At 67.9% G+C, this 22,815-nt stretch carries 21 protein-coding genes; 17 read left to right on the forward strand and 4 right to left on the reverse strand.

Going from position 1 to position 22,815, the window contains the following annotated elements; all coding sequences use genetic code 11:
• Positions 1–639 precede the first annotated feature (639 nt).
• Positions 640–1,614, forward strand: coding sequence for a glucokinase (locus ASC98_RS15240; protein ID WP_056809534.1), 975 nt, complete (start codon positions 640–642; stop codon positions 1,612–1,614).
• A gap of 9 nt (positions 1,615–1,623) precedes the next feature.
• On the opposite strand, the gene fabI is transcribed toward ASC98_RS15240, so the two are convergent.
• Positions 1,624–2,409, reverse strand: coding sequence for an enoyl-ACP reductase FabI (gene fabI, locus ASC98_RS15245; RefSeq protein ID WP_056809535.1), 786 nt, complete (start codon positions 2,407–2,409; stop codon positions 1,624–1,626).
• Positions 2,410–2,604: 195 nt separating this feature from the next.
• Between fabI and rimP the strand changes: the two genes are divergently transcribed.
• From rimP to ASC98_RS15300, 11 genes are all read left to right on the forward strand, one after another.
• On the forward strand, positions 2,605–3,153 hold the full coding sequence (gene rimP / locus ASC98_RS15250; RefSeq protein ID WP_056809537.1) for a ribosome maturation factor RimP: 549 nt from the start codon (positions 2,605–2,607) through the stop codon (positions 3,151–3,153).
• The gene (gene nusA / locus ASC98_RS15255; protein WP_056809539.1) at positions 3,143–4,621 is read left to right on the forward strand and encodes a transcription termination factor NusA; all 1,479 of its coding nucleotides are present in this window, start codon (positions 3,143–3,145) and stop codon (positions 4,619–4,621) included. Before rimP ends, nusA begins: the two co-directional genes overlap by 11 nt.
• Positions 4,622–4,691: 70 nt before the next feature.
• Complete coding sequence (gene infB, locus ASC98_RS15260) at positions 4,692–7,616, forward strand: translation initiation factor IF-2 (protein WP_056809541.1); 2,925 nt, start codon at positions 4,692–4,694, stop codon at positions 7,614–7,616.
• A gap of 106 nt (positions 7,617–7,722) precedes the next feature.
• Positions 7,723–8,088: a 30S ribosome-binding factor RbfA gene (rbfA, locus tag ASC98_RS15265; RefSeq protein ID WP_056809543.1), complete on the forward strand. Its 366-nt coding sequence runs from the start codon at positions 7,723–7,725 to the stop codon at positions 8,086–8,088.
• A 4-nt stretch (positions 8,089–8,092) separates the two neighbouring features.
• Positions 8,093–9,040 (forward strand): tRNA pseudouridine(55) synthase TruB, encoded by a 948-nt coding sequence (gene truB, locus ASC98_RS15270; protein WP_056809544.1) that lies wholly within the window; start codon positions 8,093–8,095, stop codon positions 9,038–9,040.
• Positions 9,041–9,056: 16 nt separating this feature from the next.
• Positions 9,057–10,874: a translational GTPase TypA gene (gene typA / locus ASC98_RS15275; RefSeq protein WP_056809546.1), complete on the forward strand. Its 1,818-nt coding sequence runs from the start codon at positions 9,057–9,059 to the stop codon at positions 10,872–10,874.
• An 11-nt stretch (positions 10,875–10,885) separates the two neighbouring features.
• Complete coding sequence (locus tag ASC98_RS15280; protein ID WP_056809549.1) at positions 10,886–11,752, forward strand: DMT family transporter; 867 nt, start codon at positions 10,886–10,888, stop codon at positions 11,750–11,752.
• Entirely contained in the window at positions 11,749–12,846 is a 1,098-nt protein-coding gene (locus ASC98_RS15285; protein WP_056809551.1) for an enoyl-CoA hydratase/isomerase family protein, read from the forward strand. The genes ASC98_RS15280 and ASC98_RS15285 overlap by 4 nt, the downstream gene beginning before the upstream one ends.
• A 68-nt stretch (positions 12,847–12,914) precedes the next feature.
• Complete coding sequence (locus ASC98_RS15290) at positions 12,915–14,447, forward strand: wax ester/triacylglycerol synthase family O-acyltransferase (RefSeq protein WP_056809552.1); 1,533 nt, start codon at positions 12,915–12,917, stop codon at positions 14,445–14,447.
• Between the two features lie 52 nt (positions 14,448–14,499).
• Complete coding sequence (locus tag ASC98_RS15295) at positions 14,500–15,303, forward strand: alpha/beta fold hydrolase (RefSeq protein WP_056809554.1); 804 nt, start codon at positions 14,500–14,502, stop codon at positions 15,301–15,303.
• Complete coding sequence (locus ASC98_RS15300; RefSeq protein ID WP_056809556.1) at positions 15,300–16,184, forward strand: alpha/beta fold hydrolase; 885 nt, start codon at positions 15,300–15,302, stop codon at positions 16,182–16,184. The genes ASC98_RS15295 and ASC98_RS15300 overlap by 4 nt, the downstream gene beginning before the upstream one ends.
• Before the next feature lie 7 nt (positions 16,185–16,191).
• Here ASC98_RS15300 and ASC98_RS15305 read toward each other — a convergent pair whose 3' ends face one another.
• Together ASC98_RS15305 and ASC98_RS15310 are read right to left on the reverse strand one after the other, a co-directional pair.
• Positions 16,192–16,422 (reverse strand): hypothetical protein, encoded by a 231-nt coding sequence (locus ASC98_RS15305; protein WP_157597984.1) that lies wholly within the window; start codon positions 16,420–16,422, stop codon positions 16,192–16,194.
• Positions 16,423–16,544: 122 nt separating this feature from the next.
• Entirely contained in the window at positions 16,545–17,543 is a 999-nt protein-coding gene (locus ASC98_RS15310) for a molybdopterin-dependent oxidoreductase (protein ID WP_056809559.1), read from the reverse strand.
• A 156-nt stretch (positions 17,544–17,699) separates the two neighbouring features.
• Between ASC98_RS15310 and dusA the strand changes: the two genes are divergently transcribed.
• Positions 17,700–18,710: a tRNA dihydrouridine(20/20a) synthase DusA gene (dusA, locus tag ASC98_RS15315; RefSeq protein WP_082541977.1), complete on the forward strand. Its 1,011-nt coding sequence runs from the start codon at positions 17,700–17,702 to the stop codon at positions 18,708–18,710.
• A 23-nt stretch (positions 18,711–18,733) separates the two neighbouring features.
• On the opposite strand, the gene fhuF is transcribed toward dusA, so the two are convergent.
• The gene (fhuF, locus tag ASC98_RS15320) at positions 18,734–19,474 is read right to left on the reverse strand and encodes a siderophore-iron reductase FhuF (RefSeq protein WP_235581282.1); all 741 of its coding nucleotides are present in this window, start codon (positions 19,472–19,474) and stop codon (positions 18,734–18,736) included.
• Positions 19,475–19,565: 91 nt separating this feature from the next.
• On the opposite strand from fhuF, the gene ASC98_RS15325 reads away from it, so the two are divergent.
• The 4 genes from ASC98_RS15325 (at position 19,566) to ASC98_RS15340 (ending at position 22,732) form a co-directional block, all read left to right on the forward strand.
• Positions 19,566–21,272 carry a cyclic peptide export ABC transporter gene (locus ASC98_RS15325; protein ID WP_056809566.1) on the forward strand — a complete coding sequence of 569 codons (1,707 nt, stop codon included), beginning with the start codon at positions 19,566–19,568 and terminating at the stop codon, positions 21,270–21,272.
• Positions 21,273–21,337: 65 nt separating this feature from the next.
• Positions 21,338–21,538 (forward strand): type II toxin-antitoxin system VapB family antitoxin, encoded by a 201-nt coding sequence (locus tag ASC98_RS15330; protein ID WP_056809568.1) that lies wholly within the window; start codon positions 21,338–21,340, stop codon positions 21,536–21,538.
• Positions 21,535–21,912 (forward strand): type II toxin-antitoxin system VapC family toxin, encoded by a 378-nt coding sequence (locus ASC98_RS15335; RefSeq protein ID WP_056809570.1) that lies wholly within the window; start codon positions 21,535–21,537, stop codon positions 21,910–21,912. Before ASC98_RS15330 ends, ASC98_RS15335 begins: the two co-directional genes overlap by 4 nt.
• An 82-nt stretch (positions 21,913–21,994) precedes the next feature.
• Complete coding sequence (locus ASC98_RS15340) at positions 21,995–22,732, forward strand: YoaK family protein (RefSeq protein ID WP_056809640.1); 738 nt, start codon at positions 21,995–21,997, stop codon at positions 22,730–22,732.
• Positions 22,733–22,815: the final 83 nt, after the last annotated feature.

Genomic DNA, 22,815 nt, shown 5'->3' on the forward strand with positions numbered 1-22,815 from the left:
TCCGTAGCACGCGCGCGACGAGTCCTTCGACGTCGCGCCCGGGCCGGTGCGGAAGTAGCCGCCCCAATCGACGGCTTGTGCAGAGGTGGCGCTCAACAGACCCATCGCGGCGGCAACGGTTGCGAGCTTGAACTGACTCTTCATCAACTGACTCCTCAGAGGTTTTGCTTTGAAATGTGCCGAGCGCCTGGTCTGGGGGGACCCATTGCTGCAGCGGTTGGGGGAAACGGGCTGGGGCGAGCGGTTCGCAGTTCGCCCCGAATGGCTGGAAACGTGCGTTGTCTTCCTTGTGTCCAGCGAGTAGCACGGCTACATCGTTGGCTGTAATGTTTTGTCAAGGTTGACTCTAGTAATCCGACTACAGCCGGTAAACGCGGGTTTTCCCGTCGTTTATCACAATAACCACACCCATCAGGGAAGTCCCGAATGCCCGGCCGCCGATACTTTGCGGCCGGCTTGGCTATCATTAAAAGTAGTTTGGCTACAAAGTCGAGCGCACGGCTCAGGTGCATGGCGCACCGGCCGGGCCGCTCCGAGGGGCGCGCTTCGCGTCGGGAGGCCGCGCGCGAATGGTCGCGCAGCGGCGAGGTCCGTTGCCACGGGGTTTGCCTGCGGTGACTCGAACGAGAGAACGTTGACATGCAGGCAGATTCATATCCGCGATGGGTCGGTGACGTCGGTGGCACGAACGCGCGTTTCGCGCTGCAGCTGGCGCCGGGTGCCGAGCTGAGCGCCGTCGACACGCTGCCGGCCGCCGATCACCCGACGCTGCAGGACGCGATGGCGCATTACCTGCGCACGCATTCGCCGGCGGTGAGCCCGCGCTGGTGCGCGATCGGCATCGCCAACCCGATCGTCGGCGACCGGGTGCAGATGACCAATCACCACTGGTCGTTCTCGATCGAGGCGGTGCGCCAGACGCTTGGCCTCGAGCGGCTGTTGCTGATCAACGACTTCACGGCGCTCGCGCTGTCGCTGCCGTCGCTGAAGCCGGCCGAGTTGCGGCAGGTGGGTGGCGGGGCAGTGGTCGAGGGTGCGCCGGTCGGGCTGATCGGCCCGGGCACCGGGCTCGGCGTGTCGGGCCTGTTGCGGGTGCCGGGCAGCGATCGGGTGGTGCCGCTGAACGGGGAGGGCGGCCATGTGACGCTCGGCGGCGCGACGCCGCGCGAGGATGCGGTGATCGCGGCGTTGCGCCAGCGCTACGGACATGCGTCGGCCGAGCGGGCCTTGTCGGGCCCGGGGCTGGTGAGCCTGTACGAGGCGCTGTGCCAGGTCGACCGCGCCATCGCGCAGCCGCTGAGCGCGGCCGAGGTCAGCGAGCGAGCGGTGGCGGCGAGCGACGCGCACTGCGTCGAGGCGCTCGACATGTTCTTCGCGCTGCTCGGCAGCGTGGCCGGCAACCTGGCGCTGTCGCTGGGCACGCGCGGCGGGATGTACATCGGCGGCGGCATCGTGCCGCGCCTGGGCGACCGGATCGACCGGTCGACCTTCCGCGAGCGCTTCGTCGCGAAGGGGCGGTTCCGCGACTACCTGCAGGCGATGCCGACCTTCGTCGTGCAGGCCAGCACCTCGCCGGCGCTGCTCGGCGCGCTGCGGGCCCTCGACGACCTGTGATGTGGCAGGTCAGACTTCGGTGATCCCGCCCATGGCGTGGCTGAAGCCGCCGTCGACATAGGTGATTTCCGATGTGACGCCTGCCGCCAGGTCGGACAGCAGGAAGGCCGCGACGTTGCCGACATCGTCGATCGTGACGTTGCGGCGCAGCGGCGCGTTCTGCTCGACCACGTCGAGGATCTTGCCGAAGCCCTTGATGCCGGACGCGGCCAGCGTCTTGATCGGTCCGGCCGAGATGCCGTTGACCCGCACCCCCTTCGGGCCCAGGCTGGCCGCCAGATAGCGGACCGAGGCCTCGAGCGAGGCCTTCGCCAGCCCCATCGTGTTGTAGCTGGGAACGCTGCGAATCGCCCCCAGATAGCTCAGGGTCAGCAACGCGGCTTTCGGGGTCAGGCGCGAGGCGGCTGCCTTGGCCATCGCCGGGAAGCTGTAGCTGGAGATGTCGTGGGCGATCCGGAAACTCTCGCGCGACAGGCCGTCGAGAAAATCGCCGGCAATCGCTTCGCGCGGTGCGAAACCGATCGAATGGACGAAACCGTCGAACTGCGGCCAGGTTTCGCCGAGCTGGTTGAACATCGCGTCGATCTGTTCGTCGCTCGCGACATCGCAATCGAACAGCAGCGTGGAGTCGAACTCGGCGGCAAACTCGGCCACGCGGTCCCGGAAGCGTTCTCCGACGTAGCTGAACGCCAGTTCGGCGCCTTCGCGCCGGCAGGCACGTGCAATGCCATAGGCGATCGAGCGGTTGGACAGAACGCCGGTGATCAGGAAGCGCTTGCCGGCCAGGAATCCCATGGAGTCTCCAGTCTGGTGTCATCAAAAGGGGGTGCTCATTCTGGCATGCACATGAGCTTGCCCGTCACAACCCTTGCCGCGTGCTCGCTCAGCGAGATACAATGCGTCTTTCGCAAGAAAACTGCATGGGCGGATTCTTCCAGCCCATTTTTTTTGCTTCTCCACATTTTCATAACCTCTGAAGACACTCGCTGGATGAATTGGCAAGACGTTGTTGAACGCACCGTGACCGGGCTGGGTTACGACCTCGTGAGCTGCGATCGCAGTCCCAAGGGTTTGCTGCGTGTCTTCATCGACCGGCTGCAAAATGATCCAAACGGCGAGTTCATCGTGGTCGAGGATTGCGAGAAGGTGACCCGCCAGCTGCAGCACGTGCTGGAGGTCGAAGGGTGCGCCTATGAGCGCCTGGAAGTGTCGTCGCCGGGGCTGGACCGGCCGCTGAACAAGCCTGCCGACTACCAGCGCTTCGCCGGCTCGGAAGTCGAGCTGACGCTGAAGATGCCGTTCCAGGGCCGCAAGAAGTACCGCGGCGTGCTGGAGGCCCTGGGGGAGCAGTGGCGCCTGGTGTTCAACGACGGCAAGGTCGACCAGGCCCTGGAATTTTCGTTCGAGGAAGTGCGGGACGCCCACTTGGTGCCCGTCCTCGATTTCAAGGGCCGGCGCTTTGCGCAGCCGGCTGCTGCGCCGCACGACGCCGACGTGCAGGCCGAAGATGTTGACGGAGATCCTAAGAATGAATCGTGAACTCTTGATGCTGGTCGATGCCATCTCGCGCGAGAAGAGCGTGGATCGCGAAGTCGTGTTCGGCGCGGTCGAGGCCGCCCTGGCCTCGGCCAGCAAGAAACTGCACGGCGGCGAGGTCGACATGCGCGTCACCGTCGACCGCGAGAGCGGCGAATACGAAACCTTCCGCCGCTGGCACGTGGTGCCGAACGAGGCCGGCCTGCAACTGCCCGATTCCGAGATCCTGCTGTTCGAGGCGCTCGAGCAGATCCCCGACATCGAGGTCGACGACTACATCGAGGAACCGGTCGACTCGGTGTCGATCGGCCGCATCGGCGCCCAGGCCGCCAAGCAGGTCATCCTGCAGAAGATCCGCGACGCCGAGCGCGAGCAGCTGCTCAATGACTTCCTGTCGCGCGGCGAGAAGATCTTCGTCGGCACCGTCAAGCGCCTGGACAAGGGCGACGTGATTGTCGAATCCGGCCGGGTCGAAGGGCGCCTGAAGCGCAGCGAGATGATCCCGAAGGAAAACCTGCGCTCCGGCGACCGCGTCCGCGCCTTCATCGCCGAGGTCGATTCGACACTGCGTGGCCCGCAGATCGTGCTGTCGCGCAGCGCGCCCGGCTTCATGATCGAGCTGTTCGCTCAAGAGGTGCCCGAGATCGAGCAAGGCCTGCTGGAGATCAAGTCCTGCGCCCGCGATGCGGGTTCGCGCGCCAAGATCGCGGTGATCTCGCACGACAAGCGGGTCGATCCGATCGGCACCTGCGTCGGCGTGCGCGGTTCGCGCGTCAACGCGGTCACCAACGAACTCGCCGGCGAGCGTGTCGACATCGTGCTGTGGTCCGAAGACCCGGCGCAGTTCGTGATCGGCGCGCTGGCACCGGCCAACGTGCAGTCGATCGTCGTCGACGAAGAGCGCCATGCGATGGACGTCGTCGTCGATGAAGAGAACCTCGCGATCGCGATCGGCCGGGGCGGCCAGAACGTGCGCCTGGCTTCCGAGATGACCGGCTGGCGCATCAACATCATGACGGCCGAAGAATCGCAGGCCAAGCAGAACGAGGAGTCCGACAGCGTTCGCAAGCTGTTCGTCGACAAGCTCGACGTCGACGCCGAAGTGGCCGACATCCTGATCGCCGAAGGCTTCAGCAGCCTCGAGGAAGTGGCCTACGTCCCGATGCAGGAAATGCTCGAGATCGAAGGCTTCGACGAAGACACCGTCAACGAGCTGCGCACGCGGGCCAAAGACGCTTTGCTGACGATGGAGATCGCCCGCGAAGAGAAAATGGAAGACGTGTCGCAGAACCTGCGCGATCTCGAAGGGCTGGACCCGGCCCTGATCCCGAAGCTGACCGAGAGCGGGATCAACACACGCGATGACCTCGCCGACCTGGCGGTCGACGAACTGACTGAAATTGCCGGCATCGGCGAAGACCAGGCCAAGGCATTGATCATGAAGGCTCGCGAACATTGGTTCACGACCTGACATTGAACGACCTGATGCCCCAACGCCCGATCGAACGCTGCACTGCAAGTACCAAGCAAGGATATTCACAATGGCTGTGACCACCGTCGCCCAGTTGGCTGCTGAGCTCAATCGCCCGGCGGCTGCGCTGCTCGAGCAGCTCCAGTCGGCCGGCGTCGCGAAGGCGTCGAGCGACGACGCGCTGACCGAGTCCGACAAGGAGCGACTGCTTGATTACCTTCGCACTGCCCATGGCACGGGCGGGGGCGAGCGCAAGAAGATCACGCTGACCCGCAAGTCGACCAGCGAGATCAAGCAGGCCGATTCGAGCGGCAAGGCGCGCACGATCCAGGTCGAGGTGCGCAAGAAGCGCACCTTCGTCAAGCGCGACGAATCGGCGCCGTCCGAAGAGCCGGCAGCGCCGGTCGTCGACGACGCCGAACTGCAGCGCCGCGAGGTCGAGGCCCAGGCCCAGGCCGAGCTGCTGCGCCGCCAGGAAGAAGAACTGGCCGAGAAGCGCCGCCTGCGCGAGGAACAGGAAGCCCGCGAACGCGAGGCCGCCGAGGCCCGCGCACGTGAAGCCGCCGAGGCCGCCGCGAAGGCCGCGGCCGAGGAAGCCGCGAAAGCGGCCGCCGCCGCAGCGGCTGCCGCGAAGGCCGCAGCGGCTGCGCCGACCGCGCCGACGCCGGCACCTGCCGCGAAGGCCGCGGCCGCCGCGGCCAAGGCGGCACCGGCACCGACCGCCGCGCCGGTTGCTGCTGCGCCCGTCGCGCCGGCTGCGCCTGTCGAGCCGCCGAAACCCGCGCTGCGCGTGATCAAGGCTGCCGACGTCGTCGACGAAGAGAAGCAGCGCGCTGCCGACCTCGCCAAGCGCCGCAAGGCCGCCGAGGACGAAGCCGCCGCGATCCGCGCGATGATGAACGCGCCGAAGAAGGTGCTGACGGCCAAGAAGCCCGAAGAGCCGCCGAAGCCGGAAGCCGGCAAGGAAGGCATCAAGGGCACGATCCACAAGCCGGCTGCCGCGCCGGGGACGACCACGGCTGCCGCCGCCGCGAAGCCGGGCGACAAGCCGGGCGACAAGAAGTCCGTCAAGTCCGAGAAGCTGTCGTCGAGCTGGGCCGATGACGCCGCGAAGAAGCGCGCGCTGAAGACCCGCAACGACGCAGCCGCCCGTCCGGGCTGGCGTGCGCCGCGTGGCGGCCGCCGTGGCGACCGCAACGATTCGCAGGGCGGCAACTTCAACGCCCCGCCGGAGCAGCAGATCCAGGAAGTGCACGTGCCGGAGACCATCAGCGTCGCCGACCTCGCGCACAAGATGTCGGTGAAGGCGTCCGAGGTCATCAAGCAGTTGATGAAGCTCGGCCAGATGGTCACGATCAACCAGCAGCTGGACCAGGAAACGGCCATGATCCTCGTCGAGGAAATGGGCCACAAGGCGTTCGCTGCGAAGCTGGACGACCCGGAAGCCTTCCTCGAGGACACCCAGGCCGAATCGACGCACGAAGAACTGCCGCGCGCACCGGTGGTCACCGTCATGGGTCACGTCGACCATGGCAAGACCTCGCTGCTCGACTACATCCGCCGTGCCCGCGTGGCCGCCGGTGAAGCGGGCGGCATCACGCAGCACATCGGCGCGTACCACGTCGACACGCCGCGCGGCATGATCACCTTCCTCGACACCCCGGGTCACGCGGCCTTCACGGCGATGCGTGCCCGCGGTGCCAAGGCGACCGACATCGTCATCCTCGTGGTGGCGGCGGACGACGGCGTGATGCCGCAGACCAAGGAAGCCATCTCGCACGCCAAGGCGGCCGGGGTGCCGATCGTGGTCGCGATGAACAAGATGGACAAGCCCGAGGCCAACGTGGAGCGCCTGAAGTCGGAGCTGGTGGCCGAACAGGTCGTGCCGGAAGACTTCGGTGGCGATTCGCCGTTCGTGCCGGTGTCGGCCAAGACCGGAATGGGCATCGACCAGCTGCTGGAACAGGTGCTGCTGCAGGCCGAGGTGCTGGAACTGAAGGCACCGAAGGACGCACCGGCCAAGGGCCTCGTGATCGAAGCCCAGCTCGACAAGGGCCGCGGCCCGGTCGCGACGGTGCTGGTGCAGTCGGGCACGCTCAAGCGTGGCGACGTGGTGCTGGCCGGCTCGACCTACGGCCGCGTGCGCGCCATGCTCGACGAAAACGGCAAGCCGGCGACCGAAGCCGGTCCGTCGTTGCCGGTCGAGATCCAGGGCCTGACCGAAGTGCCGCAGGCCGGCGACGAGTTCATGGTGCTGGCCGACGAACGCCGGGCGCGCGAGATCGCGACCTTCCGTTCGGGCAAGTACCGCGACGTCAAGCTGGCCAAGCAGCAGGCCGCCAAGCTCGAGAACATGTTCGAGAACATGGGCCAGGGCGAAGCGCAGACGCTGGCACTGATCATCAAGGCCGACGTGCAGGGTTCGCAGGAAGCACTGGCCCAGTCGCTGCTCAAGCTGAGCACCGCCGAGGTCAAGGTGCAGATCGTGCACGCGGCGGTCGGCGGCATCAGCGAGAGCGACATCAACCTCGCGATCGCCTCGAAGGCCGTGATCGTCGGCTTCAACGTGCGTGCCGATGCCGGTGCGCGCAAGCTGGCCGAAGGCAACGGCGTCGACCTGCGCTACTACAACATCATCTACGACGCGGTCGACGACGTGAAGAAGGCGATGACCGGCATGCTGGCGCCGGAGCAGCGCGAAGAGGTGATCGGCACCGCCGAGATCCGCACGGTGTTCGTGGCGTCGAAGATCGGCACGGTGGCCGGTTCGATGGTCACCTCGGGTGTGGTGCGCCGCAACGCGCGCTTCCGCCTGCTGCGCGAGAACGTGGTGGTGTACACCGGCGAAGTCGAGTCGGTGCGCCGCCTGAAGGACGACGTGCGCGAAGTCAAGGAAGGCTTCGAGTGCGGCATCAAGCTGAAGAACTACAACGACATCGCCGAAGGCGACCAGCTGGAGTTCTTCGAGGTGAAGGAAGTGGCACGAACGCTGTAAAGCGGAGTGGGTCTCCCCCCCAAACCCCGCCTTCCGAAAGATGGCGGGGTTTGTGTTTGAAGAGAGTCTCGGGAGACCTCCCACGCCCCCGGCAGGAGCCTTGAACATGCGACACAAAAGAGCCATTCCGAACCGCGGTTTCCGCATCGCCGACCAGATCCAGCGCGATCTGGCGGAGCTGATCCGCGACCTGAAGGATCCGCGCATCGGCATGGTCACGCTGCAGGCGGTGGAGGTCACGCCCGACTATGCGCACGCGAAGGTGTTCTTCTCGCTGCTGGTCGGCGACGTGAAGGAATGCGAGGAGGCCTTGAACGAGGCCGCCGGCTTCCTGCGCAACGGCCTGTTCAAGCGGCTGCAGATCCACACCGTGCCGACGCTGCATTTCCACTTCGACCGCACCACCGAGCGGGCGGCCGAATTGAGCGCGCTGATCCAGCAGGCCAATTCGACGCAGGCCAAGGACGACTGATCCGGTGAACGCACAACGCCCGCGCATTCCGCGGCGCGCCGTCCACGGCGTGCTGTTGCTCGACAAGCCGCTCGGCCTGTCGAGCAACGACGCGTTGCAGAAAGCCAAGCGCCTGTACCGCGCCGAGAAGGCCGGCCACACCGGCACGCTGGACCCGCTGGCCACCGGGCTGCTGCCGCTGTGCTTCGGCGCGGCCACCAAGTTCTCGCAGGTCAGCCTCGACGCCGACAAGACCTACCGCGCCACGCTGCAGCTGGGCACCACGACCACCACGGCCGATGCCGAGGGCGAGGTGCTGCAGCAGCGCGAGGTGAACGTGACGCGCGCGCAGCTGCAGGCCGCGATCGAGCGCTTCACCGGCCCGATCCGCCAGGTGCCGCCGATGCATTCGGCGCTGAAGCACGAAGGCCGCGCGCTGTACGACTATGCGCGTGCCGGCATCGAGATCGAACGCGAGGCGCGTGCGGTGACGATTCATCGCATTGCCATCGTGGACGACGAGACTGCCCAGGCCGAAGGCCGCTGGACGCTCGACGTGCGCTGCTCGAAAGGCACCTACATCCGCACGCTGGCCGAAGACATCGGCGAAGCGCTCGGCTGCGGCGCCCACCTGGCCGCGCTGCGCCGCACCGAAACCGGCGGGCTGACGCTCGGTCAGGCGCTCACGCTGGAGCAACTGGCCGGCATGGACGAAGCACAGCGCGAAGCCGCGTTGCTCGACGCCGATGCGCTGCTGGCCGACTGGCCGGTGGTGCGCCTCGGCGACGAAGACGCCGGCCGATTCCTGAGCGGCCTGCGCCGCCGCCTGCCGCTGGCAGATGCGGAGCAGGTCCGCGTGTACGGCCCCGACCCCCGTGCGTTCCTCGGCAGTGGCCGGGTGAATGCCGGAGAACTGATTTCGACGAGGCTCTTGAGCCCGGTGGAGGTGCAAGGCCTCCTGAAGACACCTTGAACGCAGAGAGCACGTCATGACAAGACAGATCCGCAACATCGCCATCATCGCCCACGTGGACCATGGCAAGACCACGCTGGTGGACCAGCTGCTTCGCCAGAGCGGCACCTTCCGCCAGAACGAGAAGGTCACCGAACGGGTGATGGACAGCAACGACCTTGAAAAGGAACGTGGCATCACCATCCTCGCGAAGAACTGCGCGGTGGAATGGAAGGGCACGCACGTCAACATCGTCGACACCCCGGGGCACGCCGACTTCGGCGGCGAGGTCGAGCGCGTGCTGTCGATGGTCGACAGCGTGCTGCTGCTGGTCGATGCGGTCGAAGGCCCGATGCCGCAGACCCGCTTCGTGACGAAGAAGGCGCTGGCGCTCGGGCTGAAGCCGATCGTCGTCGTCAACAAGGTCGACCGTCCCGGTTCGCGCATCGACTACGTGATCAACGCGACCTTCGAGCTGTTCGACAAGCTCGGCGCGACCGAAGAGCAGCTCGACTTCCCGGTGATCTATGCATCGGGCCTGAACGGCTGGGCCACGCTGACCGCCGGCGAGACCGGCACCGACCTGGCGCCGCTGTTCGACGCGGTGCTGCAGCACGTGCCGGCGCACGAAGGCGATCCGGCCGGCCCGCTTCAACTGCAGATCTGCTCGCTCGACTACTCCACCTACGTCGGCCGCATCGGCATCGGCCGGGTCAACCAGGGCACGCTGAAGCCGATGCAGAACGTGGCCGTGTACAGCGGCCCGGACAGCACGCCGTTCAACGCCCGCGTCAACCAGGTGCTGAAGTTCGAAGGCCTGGAGCGCCAGCAGGCGACCGAAGCCGGCCCCGGCGACATCGTGCTGATCAACGGCATCGAGGACATCGGCATCGGCGTCACGCTGACCAGCATCGACGACCCGAAGCCGCTGCCGATGCTGAAGGTCGACGAGCCGACGCTGACGATGAACTTCTGCGTCAACAACTCGCCGCTGGCCGGCCGCGAAGGCAAGTTCGTGACCAGCCGCCAGATCTGGGACCGCCTGCAGCGCGAGCTGCAGAGCAATGTGGCGCTGAAGGTCCGCGAAACCGACGAAGACGGCATCTTCGAGGTGTCGGGCCGCGGCGAACTGCACCTGACCATCCTGCTGGAAACCATGCGTCGCGAGGGCTACGAGCTGGCCGTCAGCAAGCCGCGCGTGGTCTTCAAGGAGGTTGACGGCGAGCGCCACGAGCCGATCGAGATGGTGACGGCCGACGTCGAGGACCAGCACCAGGGTGCGGTGATGCAGGCGATGGGCGAGCGCAAGGGCGAGCTCGTCAACATGGAGCCGGACGGCATGGGCCGTGTGCGCCTCGAGTACAAGATCCCGGCGCGCGGCCTGATCGGCTTCCAGAACGAGTTCCTGAACCTGACGCGCGGCACCGGCCTGATCAGCAACATCTTCGACGGCTACGAGGCCTTCAAGGGCGACATCGAAGGCCGCAAGAACGGCGTGCTGATCAGCCAGGACGACGGCGAGATCGTGACCTACGCGCTGGGCAAGCTCGATGACCGCGGCCGCATGTTCGTGAAGCCGGGCGATCCGGTGTACGAAGGCATGATCGTCGGCATCCACAGCCGCGACAACGACCTGATCGTCAATGCGGTGCGTGCGAAGCAGCTGACGAACTTCCGCGTGTCCGGCAAGGAAGACGCGATCAAGATCACGCCGCCGATCATCCTGACGCTGGAATACGGCGTCGAGTTCATCGCCGACGACGAGCTGGTCGAGATCACGCCGAAGTCGATCCGCGTGCGCAAGCGCCACCTGAAGGAACACGACCGCAAGAAGGCGTCCCGCGACAGCGCTTGATCGCTGCCGCGATGACTCACGGCCGTGCGGTGGCCGGCATGGTGCTGGTCACGCTGATGTGGAGCATCGCCGGCGTGGTGACGCGCCAGCTCGAGGCTGCCCGCAGCTTCGAGGTGACGTTCTGGCGCAGCCTGGCGACCTTCGTGTGCCTGGGCGCGTATTACGCCTGGGCGCATGGCCGCAGCACCTTTGCGCTGCTGCGCGCGGGCGGCCGGCCGCTGTGGATCTCGAGCGCGATGTGGAGCGTGATGTTCACCTGCTTCATGGTGGCGCTGACGCTGACCACGGTGGCCAACGTGCTGATCACGATGGCGCTCGCGCCGCTGATCACCGCGGTGCTGGCGCGCTTCACGCTCGGCCATCCGGTGGCGCCACGCACCTGGGCCGCGATCGTGCTGGCCGGGCTGGGCATCGCCTACATGTACGGGCAGGGCCTCAGCTCGGAGCCGCAGCACGTGATCGGCACGCTGGTCGCGCTGGGCGTGCCGGTCGCCAGTGCCATCAACTGGAACACGCTGCAGCGCAGCGGCACCAGCGTCGACCTGGTGCCGGCGCTGCTGCTGGGCGCGCTGATCTCGGCGATCGTCACGCTGCCGTTGTCGCTGCCGCTGCAGGCCTCGGTGCACGATGTGGGCTTGCTCGGCCTGCTGGGGCTGGTGCAGCTGGCGATCCCGTGCGTGATCGCGGTGCGCCTGGCGCGGCACCTGCCGGCGCCGGAGATGTCGTTGCTGGCGCTGCTGGAGATCGTGTTCGGCATCGCGTGGGCGTGGCTGGGCACCAGCGAGCAGCCGTCGATGGCGGTGATGGTCGGTGGCAGCCTCGTGCTGGGCACCTTGTTCGTCAATGCGTGGGTCGGGTTGCGGGAGGCGCGGGCATGAGCGGTTCGTCATTCGTCGTCGCGGAAGTGCAGGGCGGCATCGGCCTGCTGACGCTGAACCGGCCGCAGGCGCTGAACGCGCTGTCGCTGGCGATGATCCGCGACATCACGCGCGCGCTGCTGGCGTGGCGCGACGATGCGGCGGTGCAAGCCGTTGTCGTGCGGGGCGCGACATTGGAAGGCAAGGGCGTGGCCTTCTGCGCCGGCGGCGACATCCGCTTCTTCCACCAGGCGGCGCTGGCCGGCAACCCGGAGCTGGAAGACTTCTTCACCGAGGAATACGCGCTCAACCACCTGATCCACACCTATCCGAAGCCGTACATCGCGTTGATGGACGGCATCGTGATGGGCGGTGGCATGGGGATCTCGCAGGGCGCCTCGCTGCGCGTGGTGAGCGAGCGCACGAAGATGGCGATGCCGGAGACGCACATCGGGCTGTTCCCGGATGTGGGCGGCGGCTGGTTCCTCGCGCGCTGCCCGGGGCGGTTGGGCGAATACCTGGCGCTGACGGGGCAGATCCTCGGCGCGGGGGATGCGATCGCGTGCGGGTTGGCGGATGTGTGCGTGCCGAGCGGCGAGTTGCCGGCGCTGGTCGAGGCGCTGGTGGATCAGCCGCATGAGAACGCAGAGCAGCTTCAGGCCGCGGTGCGTGCGCGGGCGATAACGCCGGCTGCGGCGACGGTGCTCGATCGCGCGGCGATCGACCGGCATTTCGCGGCGGAGTCGTTGATCGGCATCGTCGAATCGCTGCGCGGCGACGACGGCGACTGGGCTCGGACCACGCTGGCGACATTGACGAAACGCTCGCCGCTGATGATGGCCGTGACGCTGGAGCAGGTGCGCCGCGCCCGCACGATGACGCTCGCCGACGACCTGCGCATGGAACGCGACCTGGTGCGCCATTGCTTTCACCTGCGCCCCGGCGCGGCGAGCGAGACGGTGGAAGGCATCCGCGCGCTGGCGGTCGACAAGGACCACAGCCCGCGCTGGAACCCGGCGCGCATCGAGGATGTGATGCCGGAGATGGTGGCGGGGTTCTTCGAGAGCCCGTGGCCGGGGTTTGCGCATCCGCTGCGCGGGCTCGCCGGCGAGTAGGGCTTCCCCCGAGCGGCGCGCAGCAATTGGCGCCCTAGCATCCGCCTCATCCCCCACGGGAGAGGCCCATGAAGCAGCTGTCCGGTCTGGACGCGTCCTTCCTCTACATGGAGACGCCGGAGATGCCGATGCACGTCGGCGCGTTGCACGTGTTCGAGCTGCCTGCCGCCTACAAGGGCAGCTTCGTCGCCGACGTGCGGCGCCACATCGGCTCGCGGCTGCCGCTCGCACCGCCGCTGTGCCGCAAGCTGGCGTGGATGCCGTTCAACCTCGCCAACCCGGTGTGGGTCGATGCCATGCCCGACCTCGCGCAGCACATCGTCGGCATCAAGCTGCCCAAGGGCAGCGGTCTGGCCGAGCTCGACGAGCAGGTCAGCCGCCTGCATCCGGTGCTGCTCGACCGCGACCGCCCGCTGTGGAAGTTCCACGTCTTCGAAGGCCTCGCGCCCGGGCCTGGCAAGGCAAAGCGAGTCGGCCTCTACACGCAGCTGCACCACGCCGCCGTCGATGGCCAGGCCGCGATCGCGCTGGCCCAGGCCATCCTCGACATCCAGCCCACACCGCGCGACATCGACCACGAGACCCGTCCGGCGAAGAAGCTCGACATCGGCCTCGCCGGCCTGCTGAGCGGCGTGCTCGCGAACCAATTGCAGCAGTACGGCAATCTGGTGAAAGCCTTGCCGTCGACGGTGGGTGCGCTGTCGCAGGTGGCGGCGAAGGGCGCGCGCAGCGTGGCCGGTCGTGTCGCCAGCACCAACGCCGGCGACGCATCGATCGGCCTCGCGCCCCGCACCCGGCTCAACGCCTCGGTGACCGCCGGCCGCGCCTTTGCCGGCGTCAGCCTGCCGATCGCGCAGGTCAAGGCGCTGCGCCGCGCGCACGATGCCACGCTGAACGACGTCGTGCTGATGCTGTGCGGCGGCGCGTTGCGACGCCACTTCCTGCAGCACGGCCCGCTGCCGCGCAAGTCGATGGTGGCGGCGGTGCCGGTGTCGACCCGCGCGGCCGGCGACACCACCGCGAACAACCAGGCCTCGATGACGGTCGTGAACCTCGGCACCCACCTCGCCGACCCGATGGAGCGCCTGCGCTACGTGCAGGCCGCGAGCGCCGCGATGAAGTCGACGCTCGGCAGCGTCAAGAGCCTGATGCCCACCGATTTCCCGTCGCTCGGCGTGCCGTGGCTGATGAGCACCGTCACCTCGCTGTACGGCAAGGCCGGTGTCGCCGACCGCATTCCGCCGATCGCCAACGTCGTGATCTCGAACGTGCCCGGGCCGGCGTTTCCGCTCTACATGGCCGGCGCACGCATGCTGACCAACTACCCGGCCTCGATCGTCGTGCATGGCGTTGCGCTCAACATCACGGTGCAGAGTTATGACGCATCGCTGGATTTCGGGCTGATGGCGTGTGCGAAGGCGATGCCCGAGGTGGGCGAGCTCGCGACGCATCTCGAAGAAGCGCTGGCCGAGCTGCTGGCGCTGCCGGCCACCAGCGCATCTGTCACCAAGGTGACACTCGAGCCGACGCCCAAGCCCAAACCGAAGGTGCCCGCCAAACCTAGGGCCAAGGCTCCAGCCAAAGCCGCCGCCGCTCGCTGATTGCCCACTAAGATGCAAGCGTATTCACGACGGTCCGACGCGGCCTCTCACCATGCCTCATGACGGCGCGCAGCAGTCCTCCCCCGACGCCCGGAATGACCTGAAGGCCCCCAACGCCTTGCTCCTGATGCTCGAAGGGCGCGCGCCCTGGGAGTTCGCCGCCATGCTCGCGTCGTCGCCGGTGCTGAACCGCGCACTCGACAAGCTGCCGCCGGGCGACGGCCATCCGGTGCTCGTCTTCCCCGGCCTGGCCGCAGCCGATTTCACGACCGTGCCGCTGCGCAACTTCCTGCGCGACCGCGGCTATGTGCCGTACCCGTGGGAACAGGGCTTCAACTTCGGGCCGCGCGAGGGCGTGCTCGAGCGCTGCGTCGAGACGGTCGACCTGCTGCACCGCCGCCACCAGAAGCCGGTCAGCCTGATCGGCTGGAGCCTCGGCGGCGTCTACGCACGCGAGGTCGCCAAAGAGCGCCCGCAGCACACCCGCTGCGTGATCACGCTCGGCACGCCGTTCACCGGCCACCCGCGCGCCACCAACGCCTGGCGCCTCTACGAATGGGTCAGTGGCCAGAGCGTGCACGACCCGGCCTTGCTCGATCAGGTGCGCCGCCCGCCGCCGGTGCCGACCACCTCGATCTACTCGCGCACCGACGGTGTCGTCGCGTGGCAATGCAGCATCAATGAAGACTCGCCGCTGGCCGAGAACATCGAGGTGCATGCGAGCCACCTCGGCATGGGCGTGAACCCGTTGGCGCTCTACGCGATCGCCGACCGGCTCGCGCAGGATCCGGCGCACTGGCAGCGCTTCGCCACCGGCGGCGCGCGCAAGTGGTTCTTCAAGGCCGTCGGCGCATGAAGCTCTCGGCCAACGGCATTTCGCTCGAGGTCGAGGACCACGGTTCACCGGACGGCGAGCCGCTGCTGCTGGTGATGGGCCTGGGCATGCAGCTCACCGCCTGGCCCGACGAGCTGGTGCAGATGCTGGTGGCACGCGGCTTCCGGGTGATCCGCTTCGACAACCGCGATGTCGGCCTGAGCCAGGGCTTCGACCAGTTGGGCGTGCCGAACGTGGCAGTGGCCGCGATGAAGTTCGCCTTCCACCTGCCGATCCGCCCGCCGTACCCGCTGAGCGCGCTGGCCGACGATGCCGTCGGCGTGCTCGATGCGCTGGGCATCGCGCAAGCCCATGTGTGTGGCGCGTCGATGGGCGGCATGGTGGCGCAGCTGATGGCCATCCATCATCCGCAGCGACTGAAGAGCCTGACGCTGATGATGACCAGCACCGGCTCGCGCCGCGTGCCGATGGCCACGCCCGAGGTGCGGCGCGCCTTGCTGAGCCGGCCGGAGAACCCGCGCGACCCGGCGTCGATCGCGGCGCACCTGGGACGCTTCATGCACCTGATCGGCAGCCCGGCGTACCGGCCCGACCCGGCGTGGATGCAGGCCAGGCTGCGCGCGGCGGTCGACCGCGCGTACCGCCCGGCGGGCACCGCGCGCCAGCTGGTCGCGATTGCGGCCGATGGCGACCGCAGCCGGCGCCTGGCCGGCGTGAAGCTGCCATGCCGCGTGATCCATGGCCAGGCCGACCCGCTGGTGCCGGTGGGTGCGGCGCACGACCTGGCCCGCAAGATCGCCGGCTCCGAACTCGACCTGATCGACGGCATGGGGCACGACCTGCCCTTGCCCTTGCTGCCGCGTTTCACGCAGGGCATCGCGCTGGCCGCGGGCCGGGCCTGAGCGGCTGTCAGCGGCTGCACGGCAGCCGCGCATCGTTGCTGGCTTCAGCGCGCGCGTCGCGTTGATCGGACACCCCCTGCTGCAGCCATTCGAGCGCGGCCGCGCCGGGCTCCATGCCCTGCCAGTACGGCTCGGAGATCAGCGCCCACGCGAGGTGTTCGAGGTCGCTGCGGTCGACGCGCGGCCATTGTTCCTGCAGGCGCTCGGCGCACTTCAGCGCCCAGTTTTCGGAAGTCATGTCGGGGTTCATCGCAGTCGTTCGGCAGAGTCGAGGAGCGATGCATCGTAGCGATTAACTGTACGAACGTACAGTATTCCCGAGTGCTGTCTGCAGCTGTCAGTTGCGTGCCTCAAAACGCATCACGGCGCGACCTGTTCGTTGCCGTAGGTCTTCACCAGGTAGTCGACGATGGCCGGCATGTCGGCGTCGGGGACGGGTGCCTTGAAGACGCCCTTCATGCGCTTGACCATCGCGTCCCAGTAAGGGCGCGCGGCGGTCGGCGGCTGGAAGGCCATGTACTCGGCCGAGTGGCAGGCGGTGCAGTGGGCCTGGGCCTTCTCGAAGCCGGGCAGCGCACTCGGTTTGAGTTGCAGGCCGTCGGGCGGCAGTTCGATGTTCTTCGGCACCGCGGGCGCCGCCGTCGGCCACGCGGTGGCGAGTGCGGCGGCGAGCTTGACCGGGTAGCCGTTGAGCAGCGGGATGTCGGCGCCGTTCATCTGGTAGGCGAGCATCACCTCGCCGTCCATCGCGTGGGCGATGTCCAGCGCCTTCACGAAGTTGCCGCCACCGAAGAGCGCGATGTCCAGGCCGTTGAAGCTGACCTGGCGTGCACTGTTCTTCGGTTCGGCCCGCGCCAGAACGTCCTTCAGCGGCACGCCCAGCCAGCGCGCATTGCCCATCGCGCCGTTGCCGAGTTGCCCGCCGGTGACGCGGGGGCTGAAGAAGCCGCGGCTGTTGCCCGAGCACTGGTTGACGGCGACGATCTCGGTCGGCTTGAACTGCGTGCGCAGCTCGCTCAACTTCAGCTCATGGGGCTTGGCGAGCGCGTTGCCACCGATCTTGATGATGTGCGTGTCGGCGTCGATCGAGGTCGGGATGCCGGCGTTGTGATAGCGCACGAAGAAGGCATCGTTGGGCGTCAGGAGGCCGTCGTTGAAGACCTCGAAAGGCGTTTCGAGCTGCGGCGGCCGCGAGGTCAGCACGATCAGCGGGCGCTTCTCGGGGAAGGCGACCAGCTTGCGCTTGCCGTTGACGAAGGGGAGGTCGACGGGCGTGGGCGCCTGCGCGAGGGCATGGCGTGCCAGCGTGGCACCGGCCAGCAGGCCGGCGCCGCCGGCGAGAAGTCTGCGACGTTGCATGGGGCGTCTCCGGTATGGCGGCCACGCCCGGTGGGCAGCCTGTCGTGTGTGGACGCGGGTGATGGCGACCTGGCCTGCGAGGTGATCTGCAGCGACTGACCCCACCGCTCATGTCGCTCGTCGTTCTTTGGGACAATGCACTCCTTCCCGCGAGCCATGAGCCTGCGCGCCCCCGAACAGCCCAGGCACCCCACCCACGTGAACACCCCCGACGCTTCCCCCTGGCGCCTGTCCGTCGCCCCGATGATGGATTGGACCGACCGCCACTGCCGCTACTTCCATCGCCTGCTGACCCGGCGCACCCGGCTCTACACCGAGATGGTCACCACCGGGGCGCTGATCCATGGCGACCGCCCGCGGCACCTGGACTTCAATGCCGAGGAGCACCCGGTCGCGCTGCAGCTCGGCGGCAGCGAGCCGGCCGACCTGGCGTTCTGCGCGAAGCTGGCCGAGCAATGGGGCTACGACGAGGTCAACCTCAATTGCGGCTGCCCCAGCGAACGCGTGCAGCGCGGAGCCTTCGGCGCCTGCCTGATGAACGAGCCGGCGCTGGTGGCCGACAGCGTCAAGGCGATGCGCGACGCGGTGGCCATCCCGGTGACCGTGAAGCACCGCATCGGCATCGACCAGGACGAGCGCTATGAATTCGTGCGCGACTTCGTCGGCCAGATTGCCGAAGCCGGCTGCGAGGTCTTCATCGTCCATGCGCGCAACGCCTGGCTCAAGGGCCTGAGCCCGAAAGAGAACCGCGAGGTGCCGCCGCTGCGCTACGAGACGGTGCACCGGCTGAAGCGCGACTTCCCGCACCTCACCATCGTGCTGAACGGCGGCGTGACCACGCAAGAGCAGATCACCGAGCAGCTGCAGCACCTCGACGGCGTGATGCTCGGCCGCGAGGCGTATCACAACCCCTGGCTGATGTCGCAGTGGGACGAGCTCTTCTTCGGCACTGAACACCGCGCGCTCGACCGCGCGGCGATCGAGCAGCAGATGGTCGACTACATGGAGCGCGTCGGCCTGCGCGGTGAGCCCTGGTCGCGCGTGGTGCGCCACATGCTGGGCCTGCGCAACGGGCTGCCCGGCGCACGCCGCTGGCGCCAGGTGTGGTCGGACCACAAGCTGAAGGCGGAGCCGGCGCGCGACGTGGCGAGGCTTGCCGCCGCGTAGCCGGGACGCCCATCCGGGAAATCCTACGGCTGCGGCGCCAGCGGGCACGCGCTGCAGTACGCCTGCGCCGGCAGCCGGTAGAACAGGCAGCACTGCCGGTGCAGCCGGATGTCGCGCGGCGCGTCGGCGTGCGGGCGCTGCCGCGGCCACAACGGGTTGGCCCGGGCGTCGTGCCACAGCGGCTGGTCCAGCAGCGTGTCGCGGTCGCGTGCGATCGGGGCCGCGTGCCCGGCCAGCGCCAGCGCCTGCTCGAAGATGCCGTCGAGCCGACGCGCCAGGTTGCCCCACAGGATCTTCGGCGGGAGCCGCGCGCGGCGCGCCAGTTGCGCGAACAGCGGCGCCAGGTGGGCGTCGATCAACGGCGCGAGGCGGGTCGCGCCATCGGCACCCGGATGCGGCGTGCCGATGTGCCCGATGTAGAACCGGCGCGGCACCGCCGCGGTGTCGTCGAACGCGACCTGCATCTCGTGCGGCGCGGTCGGGAACACCTGCTGCAGCACGCTGGCTGCCGCGACCACCGGCGGCAGCAGCGCATCGAGGTAGGCGAAGCACCAGCTCGACGCGGCCGCACGCAGGTCGGTGCCGTGCCGCTCCGCATGGCTCACGCCGAGGCGACACGCATGCCGGCGCAGCAGGTCGTCGAGCAAGTCGTCTTGCGCATCGATCAGCCGATGCACGCCGACAGCGCCCGCCGGTGGCCGCGCCGCGCACACCAGCGCCTCGCCGAGCGGCGCCCAGGCGCCCTGGAAAAGAGGTTCGAGCATCGGGATCACGACTGAGCAGACGAACGGGGCAGGGCGGTGTTCAGCCCGCCACGCCGCTGAACGGCGGCACGCGTGGTTCGTCATGCAAGCCATGAGCCCTCCTGTCCCGACCCCTTCCAACCCGCCCTTTGTCGACCGGCCGTTCGCCGAAGTCGCACGCCTGCTGCGGCCGTTCCTGCCGTGGCTGGCGCTGTCGGTCGTCACCGGCATCGCGGCCGGCGCGGCCACCGTCGCGCTGCTGGGCACGATCAACCAGGTGCTGAACCGCAGCGGCGGCATGGCCGGCGGGCTGCTGCTGACCTTCGTGTCGCTGTGCGCGGTGGCGCTGGTCGGCCGCGTGACCTCCGACATGTCGACCAACCGGGTCGGCCAGCGGCTGGTGGCGCAGGTGCGCAAGTCGCTGGCGCAGAAGATCCTGTCGGCGCCGATCGACGCACTGGAGCGCTACCGGACGCACCGCCTGATGCCGGTGCTGACGCAGGACGTCGACATGATCAGCGACGCCGGCTTCGTGCTCGCGTCCACCGTGATCGCGCTGTCGATCGCGCTCGGCTGCCTGGGCTACCTCGCGTGGCTGTCGCTGCCGATGTTCGGGTTGCTGGTGGTGGCGCTCGCGGTCGGCGCCGCGGTGCAGGCGGTGGTGCTGACGCGCGCCGAGGCCGGCTTCTGGCGCGCGCGCGACGGCGAGGAGCAGCTGCACCAAGCCTATCGCGGCATCAGCGAAGGCGCGAAGGAGCTGCGCATGCACCGCGGGCGGCGGGCGCGGATGATGTCCGGCCAGATCGAGCGGACGGTCGACGGCATCCGCGCCGTCAACCAGCGCGCGATCAACACCTACGTGGTCGGCAGCGCGTTCGGCTCGGCGCTGTTCTTCCTGCTGATCGCGGTGATCCTCGGCTGGGCCGCGGCGAGCACCGTGGCACCGGCGGTGCTGAGCGGCTTCGTGCTGGTGCTGCTGTTCCTGAAGGGCCCGATCGACCAGCTGGTCGGCGTACTGCCGAACGTCGGCCGCGCGAAGGTGGCGTTTCAGCGCATCGGCGACCTGTCATTGCGCTTCGCGACGCCCGAGCCGCACCTGCACCTGGACCGGCCGGCCGGCGAACTCGCGTTCACCGATGCGATCGAGTTGCGCGGCGTGCGCTATGCGTTCGATGCGCCGGAGGGGGGCGGTGAACCGTTCGAGCTCGGCCCGGTCGACCTGGTGCTGCGACGCGGCGAGCTGGTCTTCATCGTCGGCGACAACGGTTCCGGCAAGACGACGCTGATCAAGCTGCTGCTCGGGCTGTATGCGCCGCAGCAGGGCGAGCTGCGGCTCGACGGCCAACCGGTGACCGACGCGACGCGCGACGACTACCGGCAGCTGTTCACCACGGTGTTCTCCGATTTCTACCTGTTCCAGGACCTGCTGGCCGGCGAGGGCGGGGCGCCGCTGCCGCTGCCGGAAGCGGCGCGGCCGTACCTGGAGCGGCTGGAGATCGCGCACAAGGTGTCGGTGCGCGACGGCGCGTTCACCACCACCGACCTGTCGACCGGCCAGCGCAAGCGGCTGGCGCTGGTGCACGCGTGGCTCGAAGGCCGGCCGGTGCTGGTGTTCGACGAATGGGCGGCCGACCAGGACCCGGCCTTCCGCCACCTGTTCTACACCGAGCTGCTGCCCGAGCTGCGCGCGAAGGGCCACCTGGTGGTGGTGATCTCGCACGACGACCGGTATTTCCATGTGGCGGATCGAGTGGTGCGGATGGCGGCGGGGAAGGTGGAAAGGCCGGTGAAGGAGTCGGCGGAAGCGATCGCTGCGTGAATCACTTTTGCGCATCAGGTGATGCTACATTCAGTGCCCACCGAGGCAGCCCAAGGCGTTCACACATGCGAACCACCATCACCATCGACGACGATCTCCTGGCCAAGGCCACCAAGCTCACCGGGCCACTGGACCGGTCGGCCATGGTGCGCGAGGGCTTGAAAGCGCTCATCGAGCGCGAGAGTGCCAGGCGTCTGGCTCGGCTCGGCGGCACGCAACCGCAACTGAAAGCTGCTCCTCGCCGCCGTGGCGGAGACGAAACTTGATCCTGGTCGATACCTCGGTGTGGGTCGATCACTTGCAGAAGGGTGACACCCATCTGGCCACATTGCTTGAGCGCGGCACGGTGGCAATGCATCCCTTCATCGTCGGGGAGATCGCATGTGGCAGCCTCGCCGATCGGCGCAATGTGCTGGAGCTGCTGCAGGACTTGCCGGCAGCTGTTGTTGCCGAAGGTGCCGAGGTGCTGGAGTTCATCGAGCGCCACACCCTTCACGGGAAGGGTATCGGCTATGTCGACGTGCATCTGCTCGCCTCGGCCGCTTTGACGCCGAATTCCACCTTGTGGACGCGCGATCGGAGATTGCGCGAAGCCGCCGAGCTGCTGGGATGTGCCCACCAGCCCGCCGGTGCTCACTGATTCCGGCTCGCTGACACACTTCGGGTTCGGCAACGAGCGTTCGAAAAGTTGACTTTGCCGTGGATTCAGGCGACATGTGCTGATGCGCCGACTTCAGTTCATCACCTACCGCCACCGCTCGCACTCGACGAACCGGACCCTCGGGTTGCTGCTGGCCTTCAATGCCGGCGCGGTGAACGCCGGCGGCTTCCTGGTCCTGCACACCTACACCTCGCACATGACCGGCTTCGCGTCGCAGCTTGCCGACGGTGCCGTGCTGGGCAACGGCATGCTGTTCCTGAACGCCCTCGGCGCGATCCTCGCGTTCATCCTGGGGGCCGCCGTCTGCGCAGTGCTCGTCAACTGGGCACGCCAGAGCCGGCTGCGCAGCATCTATGCGCCGCCGCTGCTGCTGGAGGCGGCCCTGATGTTTCCGTTCGGCCTGATGGGCGCCATCACGCTCACCTGGACGACGCCGTTTGCCGTGCCGCTGACGGTGCTGCTGCTGTCCTTCATCATGGGACTGCAGAACGCCGTGGGCTCGAAGACCTCGGGCGGCAGCATCCGCACCACCCACATGACCGGCAACATCACCGATTTCGGGATGGAACTGGGCAAGCTGGCGTACTGGAACGCGCGCAACACGCCTGCGGCCGCCATGGTCCGGCATGAACAGGCCCGGATGCAGCGCTCGGCCGGCCTCATCCTGATGTTCCTGGCGGGCGGCGCGGCGGGCGCACTGGGCTTCAAGCACGTCGGCTTCATCTGCGTGGTGCCGCTGGCGGTGCTGCTGCTGGCGCTGTCGGTTCCACCGCTCGTGCGCGAGTTGTCCTCAGGCTGATTTCCGGCCAATGTGGAGTTTTCCTACAGGGGCATCCGGGCTTCGCCGACGGCTGCCGCGTGGCACGTCGTGAATACTGTCTT

The sequence above is a fragment of the Rhizobacter sp. Root1238 genome, assembly GCF_001425825.1.
Taxonomy (GTDB): Bacteria; Pseudomonadota; Gammaproteobacteria; order Burkholderiales; family Burkholderiaceae_C; genus Rhizobacter.